Here is a 13,128-nt window from a genome sequence, read left to right on the forward strand (position 1 = left end):
CACGCCACGTCTTGCGCGCCGCCGGAGGTCGATCCGGCGGGAGGCGGGCCTGATAGAACACCCTCGCCCCCTCGGCAAGCGCCTCTCGCATCCCCATATGGACTTCAACGCCATTTTCCGATGAGGGAGCCGCAAATGCTGTTCAAGAAAAGCCCCGAAATGCCCACGACCGACACCGCCCTGCCCGGCCGCGCCGAGCCCCTGGCCACCGACGCCAACCACTATGTCAGCGGCAATCCGCTGAAGGGCCCCTATCCCGAGGGTTTCCAGACCGCCATCTTCGGCATGGGCTGTTTCTGGGGCGTGGAGCGGATCTTCTGGTCCCTGCCGGGCGTGTGGGTGACTTCGGCCGGCTATTCCGGCGGGATCACGCCCAATCCGACCTATGAAGAGACCTGCACCGGCCGCACCGGCCATACCGAGGTGGTCAAGGTGGTGTTCGATCCGAAGGTGATCACCTATGCCGAACTGCTGAAGGCTTTCTGGGAAAACCACGACCCGACCCAGGGCATGCGCCAGGGCAACGACATCGGCACCACCTATCGCTCGGCCATCTACACCCTGAACGCCGAGCAGCAGGCCGAGGCCGAAAGCTCGCGCGACGCCTATCAGGCGGCTCTGACCAAGGCCGGGCGCGGGACGATCACCACCGAGATCGAACCGGCCGGCGAATATTTCTACGCCGAGGGTTACCACCAGGGTTATCTGGCCAAGAACCCGGCCGGATATTGCGGCATCGGCGGCACCGGCGTGGTCTGCCCCATCGGGGTCGGCGTCGACGCCTGACCCATCCGACGGCCGCCGGGTTCCAACCGGCGGCCGACCGGCCTATGGATCGGCGAAAACGTGGGAGTGAACATGTCCGCCTTCGTCCATCCTGACGAGATCCGCAGCCGGTTCTCGGCCGCCCTGTCCGCCCTGTATCGGGCCGAGGTGCCGCAATACGGCGACCTGCTGACGCTGGTGGCCGACATCAACGCCCAGGCGTTGAAGGCCGATGCGGCAGGTGCGGACCGTCTGGCGGCGTCGGGCGAACTGGCGCGATTGTCGGAGGAACGCCACGGCGCCATCCGCGTCGGCACGGCGGCCGAACTGGCAACCATCGCCCGCGCCTTTGCGGTCATGGGGATGGAGCCGGTCAGCTATTACAACCTGGCCCCGGCGGGTGTGCCGGTCCATTCGACCGCCTTCCGGCCCGTCGATCCGGCGGCCCTGGCGAAGAATCCGTTCCGGGTCTTCACGTCCCTGCTGCGGCTGGAGCTGATCGAGGACGAAGCCCTGCGGGCCGAGGCGGCCGAGACCCTGGCACGCCGCGACATCTTTACCCCCGGCGCCCGCGACCTGATCGACACGGCCGAGACCGCGGGCGGGCTGAACGAGGATCAGGCCGATCGTTTCGTGTCCGAACTGCTGGAAACCTTCCGCTGGCACGCCCAGGCGACGGTCAGCGCGCAGACCTACGAACGCTTGGTCGCCGCCCACCGCCTGATCGCCGATGTGGTCAGCTTCAAGGGGCCGCACATCAACCACCTGACCCCGCGCACGCTCGACATCGACGCGGCCCAGGCCGCCATGCCCGAACGCGGCATCACGCCCAAGGAAACCATCGAGGGCCCGCCCGCCCGCGCCTGTCCCATCCTGCTGCGCCAGACCAGTTTCAAGGCGCTGGAGGAGGCCATCGCCTTCCCCGGCGCAGAGGGGACCACCGCGGGCACCCACACCGCTCGCTTCGGCGAGATCGAACAGCGCGGCTGCGCCCTGACCCCCGCCGGACGCGCCCTGTATGACGCCGCCCTGGCGTCAAAGGATTTCTCGGCCCTGCCCGACGACTGGGACGCCCTGCGACGCGGCGACCTGGCCTGGTTCCGCTATCGCGCGACGCCGCAGGGCCTGGCTGCCCGCGCAGAGACCGCCGATCTGGACGCCCTGATCGCCCTGGGCCACGTCGTCGCCGAACCGATCACCTACGAAGACTTTCTGCCCGTCAGCGCCGCCGGCATCTTCCAGTCCAACCTGGGCGCCGAGGCGCGCGCCGCCGCCTATGCCGCCGACCCGGCCAAGGCCGACTTCGAACAGGCGCTGGGCCGTTCGGTGCTAGACGAGATGGCCCTCTACCGCGCCGAACAGGACGCCTCCATCGCCGCGACGTTGAAGGCGCTGGGATTGACCGTCCCAGTATAAGTCGCCGTCAACCGTCACTTGACACACGTCACATCGATGACGATGTTGTCCTGTGCAGATCGACAGCATCAGACACAAGGCGCTGCGGCAGTTCGCGGAGACCGGGAGGGCCAAGGGCCTGCCAGGCACGCTGATCGGCCGTATCACCAATATCCTGGCCTATATCGACGCGATCGCAACGGAGGACGAACTGCTGGTCCCGCCCAACTTCGGCGCCCACAGACTGACGGGAGATCGAACGGGAACCTGGTCTCTGACGCTCACCCGGAACTGGCGGCTGACGTTCCGCATCAACGCGGCCCTCGGCGTCGAGGACATGGATCTGGAGGATTATCACTGATGGCCATCCGACTTCATTCCGCCTTCTCGGTTCATCCGGGCGCCTGGCTCCGTGACGAACTGGTCACGCCCAGGGATCTCAGCGTCACCGCCCTGGCCGAGGCGCTGGGCGTGACGCGTCAGGCCGCCAGCAATCTGCTGAACGGCAAGGCAGGCGTGTCAGCCGAAATGGCCATCCGGTTCGAGAAGCTGTTCGGCGTCAGCGCCGACACCCTGATGCGCATGCAGGCCCGGCACGACCTGTCCAAGGCCCGCGCCCACGAACGGGACATCAGGGTTCGACCTCTGGCCGCCGCCTGATCCCCAGGCCCGCTTCCCACCGCCCGCGTCCATCCGGCGTCTTGCCTGATCCGCGTCCCCGGATCATAGACGCGGCCGTGAACCCGTCCGTATCCTCGTCCGTGCGCCGTTATGATCTGGACTGGATCCGGATCGGCGCCTTCGGTCTGCTGATCCTGTATCACGTCGGCCTGGTCTACGGGGTCTACGACTGGCACATCCACAGCGCCCACACCTTCGCGTGGATGCGCGAAGCCATATTGATCACCAATCCGTGGCGGCTGACCCTGCTGTTCCTGGTGTCGGGCGCGGCGCTGCGGTTCATGACCTTCCGGCGCACCCCGCGCCAGGTCGCCCGCACGCGGTTCGCGCGGCTGGTTCCGCCCCTGATCTTCGGGGCTCTGGTTCTGGTGCCGATCCAGTCCTGGATCGAGTCGATGGACAAGGGCGGCTGGCCGGGCGGCGTCTCCGGCTATGCCGCCTGGCTGGGCCATGAGTTCAGCTGGAGCGGCCTCGCCGACGGCATTCCGGTCAATCACCTGTGGTTCATCGTCTATATCGCGGTCTACAGCTTGGTTGCCGTCCTGCTGTGGCGCGTGCCGGGGCTGATCGAGCGGCTGGGCGACGGGCTGGAAAAGGCGCTGAACGGGCCGTGGCTGCTGATCCTGCCGATCCTGTATCTGATCGCCATCCGCATCGGCCTGTTCCCCTGGTTCGGCCTGACCAACACCCTGCACAACGACTGGTACAATCACGCCCTGTCGCTGGTCGCCTTCCTGTTCGGCTTCAGCATCGTCAGGCGCGAAAGCCTGTGGCGCACGATGGAGCGCTATCGCTGGATCGCCCTGGGCCTCGCCGCCGTCGCCCTGCCGATCATGATGATCCAGGTCTGGCATCCGGGCGGCCGCGCCTTCTGGGGCGTGCCCAAGGCCGTGGTTTACGGCATCGACCAGTGGGCGGTGATCGTCGCCATCCTGGGCTTCGGCTCAAAACATCTGCGCGACCGGGGCGGGCGCGCGCTGAACTACCTGACCCAGGCCACCTTCCCCTTCTATCTGGCGCACCAGACGGTGCTGGTGGCGGCGGTCTGGATCATCCGCCCGGCCAATCTGCCGGCGCCGATCGAACTGCTGTCCCTGATCGCCATCACCTTCGTCGGCAGTTTGGCGGTCTATGAGGTCGTGCGGCGCATTCCCGTCATCCGCCCGCTGTGGGGCTTGAAGCCGCTGGACGACCGGCCCTGGCCGCTGGACCTCCAGGCCCTGCTGAAACCTCGGCTGCGCTATCACCGCCGCCGTCGCCTGCTGGGCGTGGGCGTCGCCGCGCCGATCCTGGCCCTGACGGTCGTAGCCGCCGCCATCCTGGCCTACCCCGGCTTCAACAACGCGACCCAGTATCTCAGCGAACTGGGCGGGGCGACCGCGCGGGCGCCGATGATCTTCAACGGCGGGGTCTTCGTCGCCGGGGTCATGGCCGCGCTGGCGGGCATCGGTTTCGGCCTGGCTGTCTACGCCCTGACGGGGGCGCGGGTCGCCGGGGCGGTCATCGCCGTGGTCTTCGTCCTGGCGGGGGCGGGCATGTCGGCCTCGACCCTGTGGCCCTGGCCCGATCCGCGCCATATGGTCATCAACCTGGCGCTGGGGATCCAGTTGGCCCCTGTTCTTCTGCTGTGGGGCCTGGCCAGGCGTCGCGACCTGCCACGCCTGAAGATCTTCCTGGCCGTCACCTTCGTCGTCATGGCCATTCTGACGGTCCTGACCAAGCATCTGGTCCTGCCGGGCACGGTCAACGACGCCAATGTCGGCTGGTGGGAGCGGCTCTACGCCATCGTCCTGGTTTGCTGGGTGGGGGTTGCGGCCTGGGTTCTGGACCGTAAACTGCTGTCGGTCGCCACGGAATCGCCGGCCCCGCGCCCGTCTTCCGCCGCGATCGAAGCTTCGCTGTAAATTTTCCCCCTCTTTTTTTGGTCATATCAACATTGCGTGATTGAAAATCGCGCGAATGTGATCGATTATGCATTTCGTGTTGCAGTGCAGCACTCCGCGTCTTCCCCAGCCCTCGGGAGGACATCCGGTTCACACGGGGGCGTCCAGAGCGGCATGAACAAGCTGGCGATCCGGCCTGTCGAACAGGCTGATATCGAGACGACGATCCACGGCGCTCACACGCCGAGCTGGTCGTGGCTGCCCGACGAGGCGCCGCTGGCCATGCCGGTTCAGTCTCTGAGCGCACCCGACGCCGTCGCCGACGTGACGCCCGCGACCTCGCCGCGCACCGTCGCCATGCGCCGCATGATGCTGCTGGCCGGCACCATCGCCCTGACCAGCCTGTCGGCCATCACCCCCTTCTACCTGTACGCCCGCAAGGGCTGGGACGGGACCGAGATCCTGGCCTTCGGCATCTTCATGGTCCTGATCACCGCCATCTGCTGCTGGTTCATCAGCGGCCTGATGGGTCTGTTCGTCATGCTGCGCGGCAAGGACCAGGCGGATCTCGCCTTCTCGCCGCACCCGCCCCTGCCCCGCACCCGCACGGCCCTGCTGATGCCGCTGTATAACGAAGACGCCCGCGCCTCCTTCGCCCGCCTGGCGATGATCGACGGCTCGCTGGCCCGCCTGGGCGCGTCCTCGGCCTTCGACATCTTCGTGCTCAGCGATTCGACCAAGGAAGACGCCGCCGCCGACGAGCGTTCGGTGTTCCAGTCGTTCCGCATGGCCGCCAACTCCAAGGCCTTCTATCGCCGCCGCACGGATAATGCCGAGCGCAAGGCCGGCAACCTGGCCGAATGGGTCCGTCGTTTCGGCGGCGCCTATGAGAACATGATCGTCCTGGACGCCGACAGCACCATGGCCGGCGAGACCCTGCTGCGCATGGTCGACGCCATGGAACGCAATCCCGGCGTGGGCCTGATCCAGACCGCCCCGGTCATCATCAAGGCCCGCACCATCTTCGCCCGCGTGTCTCAGTATTCGGTGCGCCTGTACGGCCGCGTCGCCGCCGCGGGTCTCGCGTACTGGACCGGCTCGGAATCCAGCTACTGGGGCCACAACGCCATCCTGCGCACCCGCGCCTTCGCCGCCTGCTGCGGCCTGCCGCACCTGAAGGGCCGCAAGCCCTTCGGCGGTCACGTCATGAGCCATGACGTCGTCGAGGCCGCACTGATGCGCCGCGCCGGCTGGGCCGTCCACGTCACCGCCGCCCTCGACGGATCGTGGGAAGAGACCCCGCCGTCGATCACCGACTTCATCCGTCGCGACCACCGCTGGTTCCAGGGCAACCTGCAACACCTGGGCCTGATCGGCGCCAAGGGCCTGTCGCCCATGAGCCGCCTGCAGCTGGCCATGGGCTGCATGGCCTATCTGTCCTCGCCCCTGTGGCTGGCGTCGCTGATGGTCGGCCTGTTCATCCAGATGTTCTATCCGGTCGACTGGTCCAGCTTCTTCTACATCCTGAACCCCCAGTTCACGCCGTTCATGCTGGCCTCCTTCCTGTCGGGCGTGCTGCTGATCGGACCCAAGTTCATGGGCGCCGCCCTGGTCCTCAGCCGTCCGGCCGAGCTGCGCGCCTTCGGCGGCCGTCGCGCCATCGCCAAGGGCATGGCGGCCGAGATCGCCCTGTCGGCCATTCTGGCCCCCATCCTGATGGTCGCCAACACCAAGGCCTTCATCCAGATCGTCTCGGGTCACGACACCGGCTGGTCGACCCAGCAACGCGAGGCCGACGGCCTGGCCTGGTCCGATGCGTTCCGCGCCATGCGCTGGCAGATGATCGTCGGCGTCGGCTTCATGATCCCGCTGTGCGTCCGCCCCGACCTGGCCACCTGGTTCGCCCCGATCGTCCTGCCGCTGCTGCTGGCCGCGCCCATCGTCGTCTGGACCTCTCGCGTCCGCTCGGGCGACGCCCTGGCCGCCAAGGGCTATCTGGTCACCCCGATCCAGGAAGGCGTCAGCGTCAATCCCGCCGTCCTGCACACGCCGCGTTCGCCGCTGCGTGCGGTCGCCGGCGGCGTCCTGGCCCCCGTCGCCGCCCCGGCCATGGTCCCGGCCCGCGCACCCGAGCTCTGATCGATCCAAAAGCGATGCGTGGCGGCCACAGCGCCGCCACAACCGTTACGGCCAAGCTCGACGTGCGACGGGATCGCGTTCACCCTCGATTTTCAGCTCCTGCTGTGGACCCGATTCCATGACCAAGAAGACCAGCGCCGACACCAAGCCCGACCTGCGGATCGTCGAGAGCGAATCCGCCGTCTATGATCTGATGCGCGCGCCCGAGACCACGGCCGACCGCGTCAAACGCCTTCAGATGGAAGCCCACTCCCTGGCGCTGGAAGAGATCGAGGCGCTGGAGAAGCTGCTGCTCGACGCCGCCGCCAAGGCCAAAGCCATCGCCGACGGCGGCGACGCCTATCCGGTCGGCGCCCGCGAGATCGCGTCACGCCTCGCCGCCGACCTGCCCACCAAGGCCGAGACCATCAAGACCATCGTCCACCGCGTCGGCTAGGCGGCGTCACGGTCGTCAGGCCAATACGTCGTCGTAATCGGGATGGCGCTTGTGCCAGGCGACGGCGTAGCTGCAGCGCGGAAACAGCTTCAGCCCCGTCTCGCGCGCATGTTCGGCCATCGCCTGCATGAACCGGCCCGCCGCGCCCGATCCGCGCAACGACTGTTCCGCCTCGACGTGCAGGATCATCCGCGCATCGCCCTTGACGGCATAGTCGGCCCAGACCAGGCCCGAACCCTTGTCGTCGTCGAACGCCTGCTCGAACCGGTTGTCGCCCTCGACGTCTTTGAACTGTCCCATGCGTCTCTCCTTTGACGGATCAACCGCCGAGGCCGCGCGGACGTTCCGTAAGGCTCAGATAGGCTTGTCGTTCAGCAGGTTCAGCAGGCCGATCACGCTCTTGATCGTGAACCAGATCGACAGCACCAACAGCGCCAAGCCGAACACGAAGATCGTGACGAAGCCGATGCCGAGCGCCATCAGCGGAATGCTGACGAACACCCCGACCCAGGCGGCGATGGTCCACCAGAACACCGACCAGAACAACGCGATCTGCGCGTCGATGTGCTGGCGCGCCACGCCCGTGGCCGTGCCGCGGGTGACATAAGCAACCACCAGCCCCACGAGCACCAACAGGTTCGCGCTGGGGATCGACAGGATGAACAGCGCCCAGGCGATCAGCGCCCCGACCTTGCCCTCGGACTCGCGTCCGGCGATGAAATTGGGTTCGTTCGTCATCGTCGGTCCTTCAGAACAGCCAGCTGCGAGGGTTGGGAACGGCCTGACCGCTCTTCAGTTTCAGCACCCCGAACGCGCCGCGCGCCAGGACCCAGATCGCCAGGGCGAACAGCACCAGCACGCCGATATTGACCACGATCAGAACCGCCCCGACCACCGCCGCGGCGACCGTCCCGAACAGGGTCCGCTGCTGATAGACGGCATGGCTGTGCTCCAGCGCGCCCGTCGCCCCGTCGCGTCGCATCACCGCCAGCAAGGCCACCAGGCACGACACGCCCAGCGTCGGCACCGCCAGCAGGATCAGCACATAGATCGCATACAGCCGCATCGGCACGGCCGGCCCCTCGCGGCGCGGCGCGGCGTCGGACGTCATCGGCTCGCGCATGGCGCGGGTCACGGGCGTCGGCGCGACGGGCGTCTCCAGCGTCGGCTCCGGCCTTGGCGCAAACGGCGCCGTCGGCCGCGTCATCTGTCCCGACAGATCGAACGGCCCCGGCCCCGACTCCGGCTCCGGCGGATCGAACAGGTCCGGCTCGCGCGCCTCCTGAGCGACCGGCTCCGGGGCCCGCGCCCGCCCGGCCAGCGACGCCGGCGAGACGAAGCCGACCTGGGCGTCGTGATCGTGATCGTCGTTGGGGACCGCAGGGTCTTTCGGATCGACGGGCTCGGCCATGAACATCGCTTCTCACACGCCGGACGCCCGGCTGGACTCAAGGGCGCGACAATGGCCGTCCGTCAGTTTCGACGCAACCGCCCTTACCGCCCCAGCACGATCTCGCACCCCGGCGCGATCACGCCCTGCAACGCCCCCGGCTTTTCGATCCGCACCGTCGCCCGCTGCACGCAGCCGTCTTCCAGGCACGCCCGCGCCAGCCGCTCGGCGAAGGTCTCGACCAGCCCGACATGCCCCTCGGCCGCAATCGCGCGCGCCGCATTGGCCACGGTCTCATAGTTGATGGTGTCGCCCAGCCGCTCGATGGGCTTGGGCTCCAGCTCCAGCGTCACGTCGATCACCAGCCGCTGCAGCCGCCCCTGCTCGTGGTCATAGACCCCGATCCCGGCCTCGACCTCCAGCCCGCGCACGAACACGCTCAGCCGCTCGAAACGCAGCGGTTCTTCCGCCGGAAACGGCGTCACGTGAGAGGATGCAACCACGCGCTACTCCTGGATGTCGGGGGTGCGCCAGGCCAGGTGCTGGCCCCCGTCGACGGCGATCATCTGGCCCGTCACCATGCGGGCGTCAATCAGCCACAGCACCGCCTCGGCCACCGCCTCGGGGCTGCCTGGCGTCTGCAACAGGGTGGCGCGCGCCTCGGCGGCGAACTCCTCGGGCGTCTGGTGGATCGACGGCAGGGTCGGCCCCGGCCCCACCCCATTGACCCGGATGCCCGGCGCCAGCGCCTGGGCCAGGGTCTGCGTCGCCCACCACAGCCCATTGCGCGACAGGCTGTAGGAGAAGAAGCGCGGATCCGGCTTCAGCACCTTCTGGTCCAGCAGATTGACGATGGCCCCCTCGACGGCCCCCCTCTCGTGAATCTGGGCCGCGAACGCCTCGGCCAGCACGATGGGCGCCCTCAGATTGGTCTCGATATGCAGGTCCCAGCTGTCGCGCGTCAGGCCGCCGACCCGGTCGTCCTCAAACACCGAGGCGTTGTTGACCAGCACGCTGACCGGCCCCAGCGCCTCCGCCGCCGCCGGAACCAGCGCCCGCACCTTGGCCTCGTCCGTCAGGTCCGCCTGCAACAGGCACGCGCGCCGCCCCAGGCCCGCGATCTCGTCGGCCAGGGTCCGGGCGTCCTCGCCCGACGCATGATGATGGATCGCCACGTCGAACCCGGCCTCGGCCAGCTTCAGACAGATGGCCCGCCCGATCCGCCGCGCCCCGCCCGTGACCAGGGCGACGCCCCGTTCAGAGCGAGCTGAAGCCTCAGTCAACCCGGCCGAACTCGAACGCATTGAAAGCCGCGATGACGGCGATGAAGCCGAAGATGATGCCGAGAGCCAGCATGGGATGCTCCTGTTGTCGGTCTTGGATTAGAGCGGACCGCGGCGGGGTTCAAGCGGGGATGAATCGGGCAGGGCCTGTGGGCGGGATGGGAAACGGAAGGACTCATAGCGGCGGTTCGGGACGGCGGCTATTGCCATCGTCATTCCGGCTTCGGATCCCAATTTCCTGTCACGTGAGGGTTTCACGAGGGATCGGTCAGAAAGGCTTCGTCTCGACAAGCAACACGACGATGCTCAGGCTGACAAATATGGCTGGCATTGCGATCCGCACGCCGGCTTTCGCCGTAAAGTCACCGTTCGCAGCGACCTTGCGCAGTTGTCCAGACAAGAAGCCATGGACCGCAGACATCACTAGCACGAACGCCAGCTTCGACATCAACCATCCGCTCGGGAGCCAGCCCCCCCAGACCGAGAGTGTCAGGCCCAACCCCCAGGTCACGATCATCGCGGGCGTGGTGACAGCTTGATCCCATGATCGAAAGCGCGCCATTGTTTCGCGGTCGCCCTTCGTGACGACGAGCGCGACAGCCATCATGCCGCCAGACCACATCAGAAGGGCTACGATGTGCCCGGCCTTTATCACGTCGTAGAGGATCATGCCTGCCGTTCGGCGAGTTTGGACCTGAGCCAGCGCTCGTTGATGATGCCACCGAACGGAAGGGTCGCGCCGATGAACAGGCGCATGGCGTCGCGCCTGGCGATGAGACCTTCTGACCATGCCTGGGCGATCACCCAGAGAAACGCCAGGAAAGTCAGTCCGTGGATCGGGCCGAGAATACGGCTGACCTCTCCGATCCCGGCAAGATGCTTCAGGGGCACGGCGATGAGTAGGAGTGAGAGAAGCGTCACCGCCTCGGCAATCGAGAGAAGGCGCAGGGCGCGACCTGGCATCATTCGACCTCGCGCAGGAGCTTCTCGACCGCGTTCAAACGTGCCGTCAGCGCACTGACTTCCTGTCGCAGCGCCGCAAGCGTCTCATCGCTTGCGGTCACTCGTTTCGCGTCCAGTCTGCTTCGATAGATTGAAGCCGCATATTTCATCGCGAAAAGAACAATGATTCCCAGCAGGATGATGAGCGTGAGCGGATAGAAAACTGACGAAGCCTCAGTCATTGGGGTCTCCATTGGCGTGGACGGAACCTGGCGTGGGAAACGGCCCGGCTGCGGCGATGCTTCCGGCATCAAGCGCCAGAGCGAACGGGGTGTTCTCGTAAAAATTGGCGGCTTTGCCGCTATCCGCCGTCTCGATGGCGCTAGCCACCAATCCGGCGCTTTCCAGCTTGCGCAGATGCATTTTCATCAGCGGGCGACTGATGCCGCCTTCGCGCGCAAGCTGGCTGACATAGGCGCGCCTGCCGTCAGCAAGATACGCCACGATCCACAGACGCGCCGGGTGCGCCAAGGCCTGAATCTGCAGCAGCAGCTTCTCGGATGTGATCACGAAAGGACCTTTACGGTTAAGCGAGCGCCGCCATATCAGATTAGCAGCCGCCATCGCCTATCCTCCTCTTATTCTGAAGCCAACTCGACGAAACTGCGTGCTGCGCTGACAGGCCGTTACGGCGTCGGCGGACTATCGGGTCGCGAATATTTGCCCATGTCCGCCGCGGCCTGTTGAGCCACCTCGCGCATGTCGATGCCTCCGCCAGCCATCCAAGCGATCGCGGCCTGAGTGAGTTCGGGTCCGGCCTTCGCAGGCACTCCAACGTCAAAGGGTGGCTCAGGATCGTACTGCATTGCGAGTTGCTGGATTTTGGCAGCCTGTTCACCAGCCAACTCAGCGACCAAAGTCAGTCCGAAATCCAGTCCGGCGGTGACGCCCCCACCCGTCATGCGGTTCCTGTCCTTGACCACGCGTTTTTCGACGGGATTGGCACCGAACAGCGGCAGGAGAGGCATCGCCGCCCAGTGTGTCGCGGCGTCGTACCCCTGGAGCAGCCCGGCCGCACCCAGAACGAGCGCACCTGAGCACACGGACGTTACATACCTGGCGCGTTCACCCCGATCGGCAAGGAACCGCAGCATGGCGTCATCCCGCATGACGGCGACCTGGCCGGGCCCACCGGGGATGAAGAGAACGTCGAGATCCTCAGGGCACTCATCGAAAGTCGTGTCAGCTTGCAGTAGAACCCCGGTATCACTGACCATCAAATCCTTGTTCTTCCAAACGATATGAATATCGCAGACGGCGCTCAGAGCCGCCTGCGGGCCGGCCAGGTCCAGCAGCGTCAATCCGGGGAACATCAGCATCGCCACTTTTGGCTTCGGCCGATCGGTCGTCATGACGATATGGTATTCTCGGCCTTGAAGCGTTGAGACGGGAGCGGTCTGGCTCGCTGCGGCTCCTGACGCCGATATCGCGATTGAGCTGCCGGCTAGAGCTGCAAAAGCGCGTCGATTGATGTCCATCATGCTGGTCTTTCCTCTGATGCACCGGCGTCTGCAGCATCGGCCGCGAGCCGTCAGAACTCATTAGGTTAGTTTTTTCTTACGGGAAAGAAAAAACTGACGCAGTTCAGAAAGGGTGCTGCTGACAAGTCTTGCCGTCACCCTTCCCTCCTGACCACAAAGATGGTCGAACGAATCGTCAGCCACTCCGCACACGACACACCCATGACCTGGCGCATCCACGTCGAACCCTTCACCCGCCCCCTCTTCTTCGCCTGGTCGCGCCTGACGCGCGGCAAGACGCTGGGCGTGCGGGCGGTGGCGGTGGATGCGCAGGGGCGGGTGCTGATGGTTCGGCACACCTATCTGGCCGGCTGGTGGTTGCCGGGCGGCGGGGTGGATCAAGGCGAGACGACCCACGCCGCCGTGGTGCGCGAACTGCACGAAGAGGCCGGGCTGATCGCGCGGGCGCCGCCGCGCCTGATCTCGATCCATTCCAACGACCGCTTCTTTCCCGGCGATCACGTCGTGGTCTTCCGCCTGGACGATTTCGACCGGGGCGAGCGCACCAGCCATGGCGAGATCGCCGAGGTCGGCTGGTTCTCGCCCTCCGACCTGCCGGCCGACACCAACCGGGGCTGTCGCGCGCGTCTGGCCGAAATCTTCGACGGCGCCCCGATCGATCCGGACTGGTGAG

At 66.5% G+C, this 13,128-nt stretch carries 18 protein-coding genes; 8 read left to right on the forward strand and 10 right to left on the reverse strand.

Annotation, left to right across the window (positions count from 1 at the left end):
* The first annotated feature begins 135 nt into the window (after nt 1-135).
* The 7 genes from msrA to ACQY72_RS05870 all read left to right on the forward strand — a co-directional run bounded on the left by msrA (nt 136) and on the right by ACQY72_RS05870 (nt 7,299).
* Nucleotides 136-786 (forward strand): peptide-methionine (S)-S-oxide reductase MsrA, encoded by a 651-nt coding sequence (msrA, locus tag ACQY72_RS05840; protein ID WP_428156307.1) that lies wholly within the window; start codon nt 136-138, stop codon nt 784-786.
* A gap of 72 nt (nt 787-858) precedes the next feature.
* Nucleotides 859-2,181, forward strand: a complete 1,323-nt coding sequence (gene hglS / locus ACQY72_RS05845; RefSeq protein ID WP_428156308.1) for a 2-oxoadipate dioxygenase/decarboxylase HglS — start codon at nt 859-861, stop codon at nt 2,179-2,181.
* A 52-nt stretch (nt 2,182-2,233) separates the two neighbouring features.
* Entirely contained in the window at nt 2,234-2,521 is a 288-nt protein-coding gene (locus tag ACQY72_RS05850) for a type II toxin-antitoxin system RelE/ParE family toxin (RefSeq protein ID WP_428156309.1), read from the forward strand.
* Nucleotides 2,521-2,820: a HigA family addiction module antitoxin gene (locus ACQY72_RS05855; protein ID WP_428156310.1), complete on the forward strand. Its 300-nt coding sequence runs from the start codon at nt 2,521-2,523 to the stop codon at nt 2,818-2,820. The genes ACQY72_RS05850 and ACQY72_RS05855 overlap by 1 nt, the downstream gene beginning before the upstream one ends.
* Before the next feature lie 77 nt (nt 2,821-2,897).
* Nucleotides 2,898-4,745: an acyltransferase family protein gene (locus tag ACQY72_RS05860; protein ID WP_428156311.1), complete on the forward strand. Its 1,848-nt coding sequence runs from the start codon at nt 2,898-2,900 to the stop codon at nt 4,743-4,745.
* A gap of 153 nt (nt 4,746-4,898) precedes the next feature.
* A complete protein-coding gene (gene mdoH, locus ACQY72_RS05865) occupies nt 4,899-6,863 on the forward strand; it encodes a glucans biosynthesis glucosyltransferase MdoH (RefSeq protein ID WP_428156312.1) in 1,965 nt (654 codons plus the stop codon).
* 118 nt (nt 6,864-6,981) lie between these two features.
* Entirely contained in the window at nt 6,982-7,299 is a 318-nt protein-coding gene (locus ACQY72_RS05870) for a hypothetical protein (protein WP_346495020.1), read from the forward strand.
* Between the two features lie 15 nt (nt 7,300-7,314).
* Here the strand turns inward: ACQY72_RS05870 and ACQY72_RS05875 are convergent, their stop codons facing one another.
* The 10 genes from ACQY72_RS05875 to ACQY72_RS05920 form a co-directional block, all read right to left on the reverse strand.
* Nucleotides 7,315-7,599 carry a GNAT family N-acetyltransferase gene (locus ACQY72_RS05875; protein ID WP_425982628.1) on the reverse strand — a complete coding sequence of 95 codons (285 nt, stop codon included), beginning with the start codon at nt 7,597-7,599 and terminating at the stop codon, nt 7,315-7,317.
* Between the two features lie 54 nt (nt 7,600-7,653).
* Complete coding sequence (locus ACQY72_RS05880) at nt 7,654-8,037, reverse strand: hypothetical protein (RefSeq protein ID WP_428156313.1); 384 nt, start codon at nt 8,035-8,037, stop codon at nt 7,654-7,656.
* 10 nt (nt 8,038-8,047) lie between these two features.
* Nucleotides 8,048-8,710, reverse strand: coding sequence for a hypothetical protein (locus tag ACQY72_RS05885; protein WP_428156314.1), 663 nt, complete (start codon nt 8,708-8,710; stop codon nt 8,048-8,050).
* Nucleotides 8,711-8,793: 83 nt separating this feature from the next.
* The gene (folB, locus tag ACQY72_RS05890) at nt 8,794-9,192 is read right to left on the reverse strand and encodes a dihydroneopterin aldolase (RefSeq protein WP_428156315.1); all 399 of its coding nucleotides are present in this window, start codon (nt 9,190-9,192) and stop codon (nt 8,794-8,796) included.
* A gap of 3 nt (nt 9,193-9,195) precedes the next feature.
* Entirely contained in the window at nt 9,196-9,972 is a 777-nt protein-coding gene (locus ACQY72_RS05895) for an SDR family oxidoreductase (protein WP_428156316.1), read from the reverse strand.
* Between the two features lie 268 nt (nt 9,973-10,240).
* Nucleotides 10,241-10,642, reverse strand: a complete 402-nt coding sequence (locus ACQY72_RS05900) for a CopD family protein (protein ID WP_428156317.1) — start codon at nt 10,640-10,642, stop codon at nt 10,241-10,243.
* A complete protein-coding gene (locus ACQY72_RS05905) occupies nt 10,639-10,938 on the reverse strand; it encodes a DUF3817 domain-containing protein (RefSeq protein WP_428156318.1) in 300 nt (99 codons plus the stop codon). The genes ACQY72_RS05900 and ACQY72_RS05905 overlap by 4 nt, the downstream gene beginning before the upstream one ends.
* Nucleotides 10,935-11,156 carry a hypothetical protein gene (locus ACQY72_RS05910; protein WP_428156319.1) on the reverse strand — a complete coding sequence of 74 codons (222 nt, stop codon included), beginning with the start codon at nt 11,154-11,156 and terminating at the stop codon, nt 10,935-10,937. Before ACQY72_RS05910 ends, ACQY72_RS05905 begins: the two co-directional genes overlap by 4 nt.
* Nucleotides 11,149-11,538, reverse strand: coding sequence for an ArsR/SmtB family transcription factor (locus ACQY72_RS05915; protein WP_428156320.1), 390 nt, complete (start codon nt 11,536-11,538; stop codon nt 11,149-11,151). Before ACQY72_RS05915 ends, ACQY72_RS05910 begins: the two co-directional genes overlap by 8 nt.
* A gap of 62 nt (nt 11,539-11,600) precedes the next feature.
* Entirely contained in the window at nt 11,601-12,455 is an 855-nt protein-coding gene (locus ACQY72_RS05920) for a DJ-1/PfpI family protein (RefSeq protein WP_428156321.1), read from the reverse strand.
* Nucleotides 12,456-12,656: 201 nt separating this feature from the next.
* Between ACQY72_RS05920 and ACQY72_RS05925 the strand changes: the two genes are divergently transcribed.
* The gene (locus tag ACQY72_RS05925) at nt 12,657-13,127 is read left to right on the forward strand and encodes an NUDIX domain-containing protein (protein WP_428156322.1); all 471 of its coding nucleotides are present in this window, start codon (nt 12,657-12,659) and stop codon (nt 13,125-13,127) included.
* Nucleotide 13,128: the final 1 nt, after the last annotated feature.

This window comes from Brevundimonas sp., assembly GCF_965279155.1.
GTDB lineage: Bacteria > Pseudomonadota > Alphaproteobacteria > Caulobacterales > Caulobacteraceae > Brevundimonas.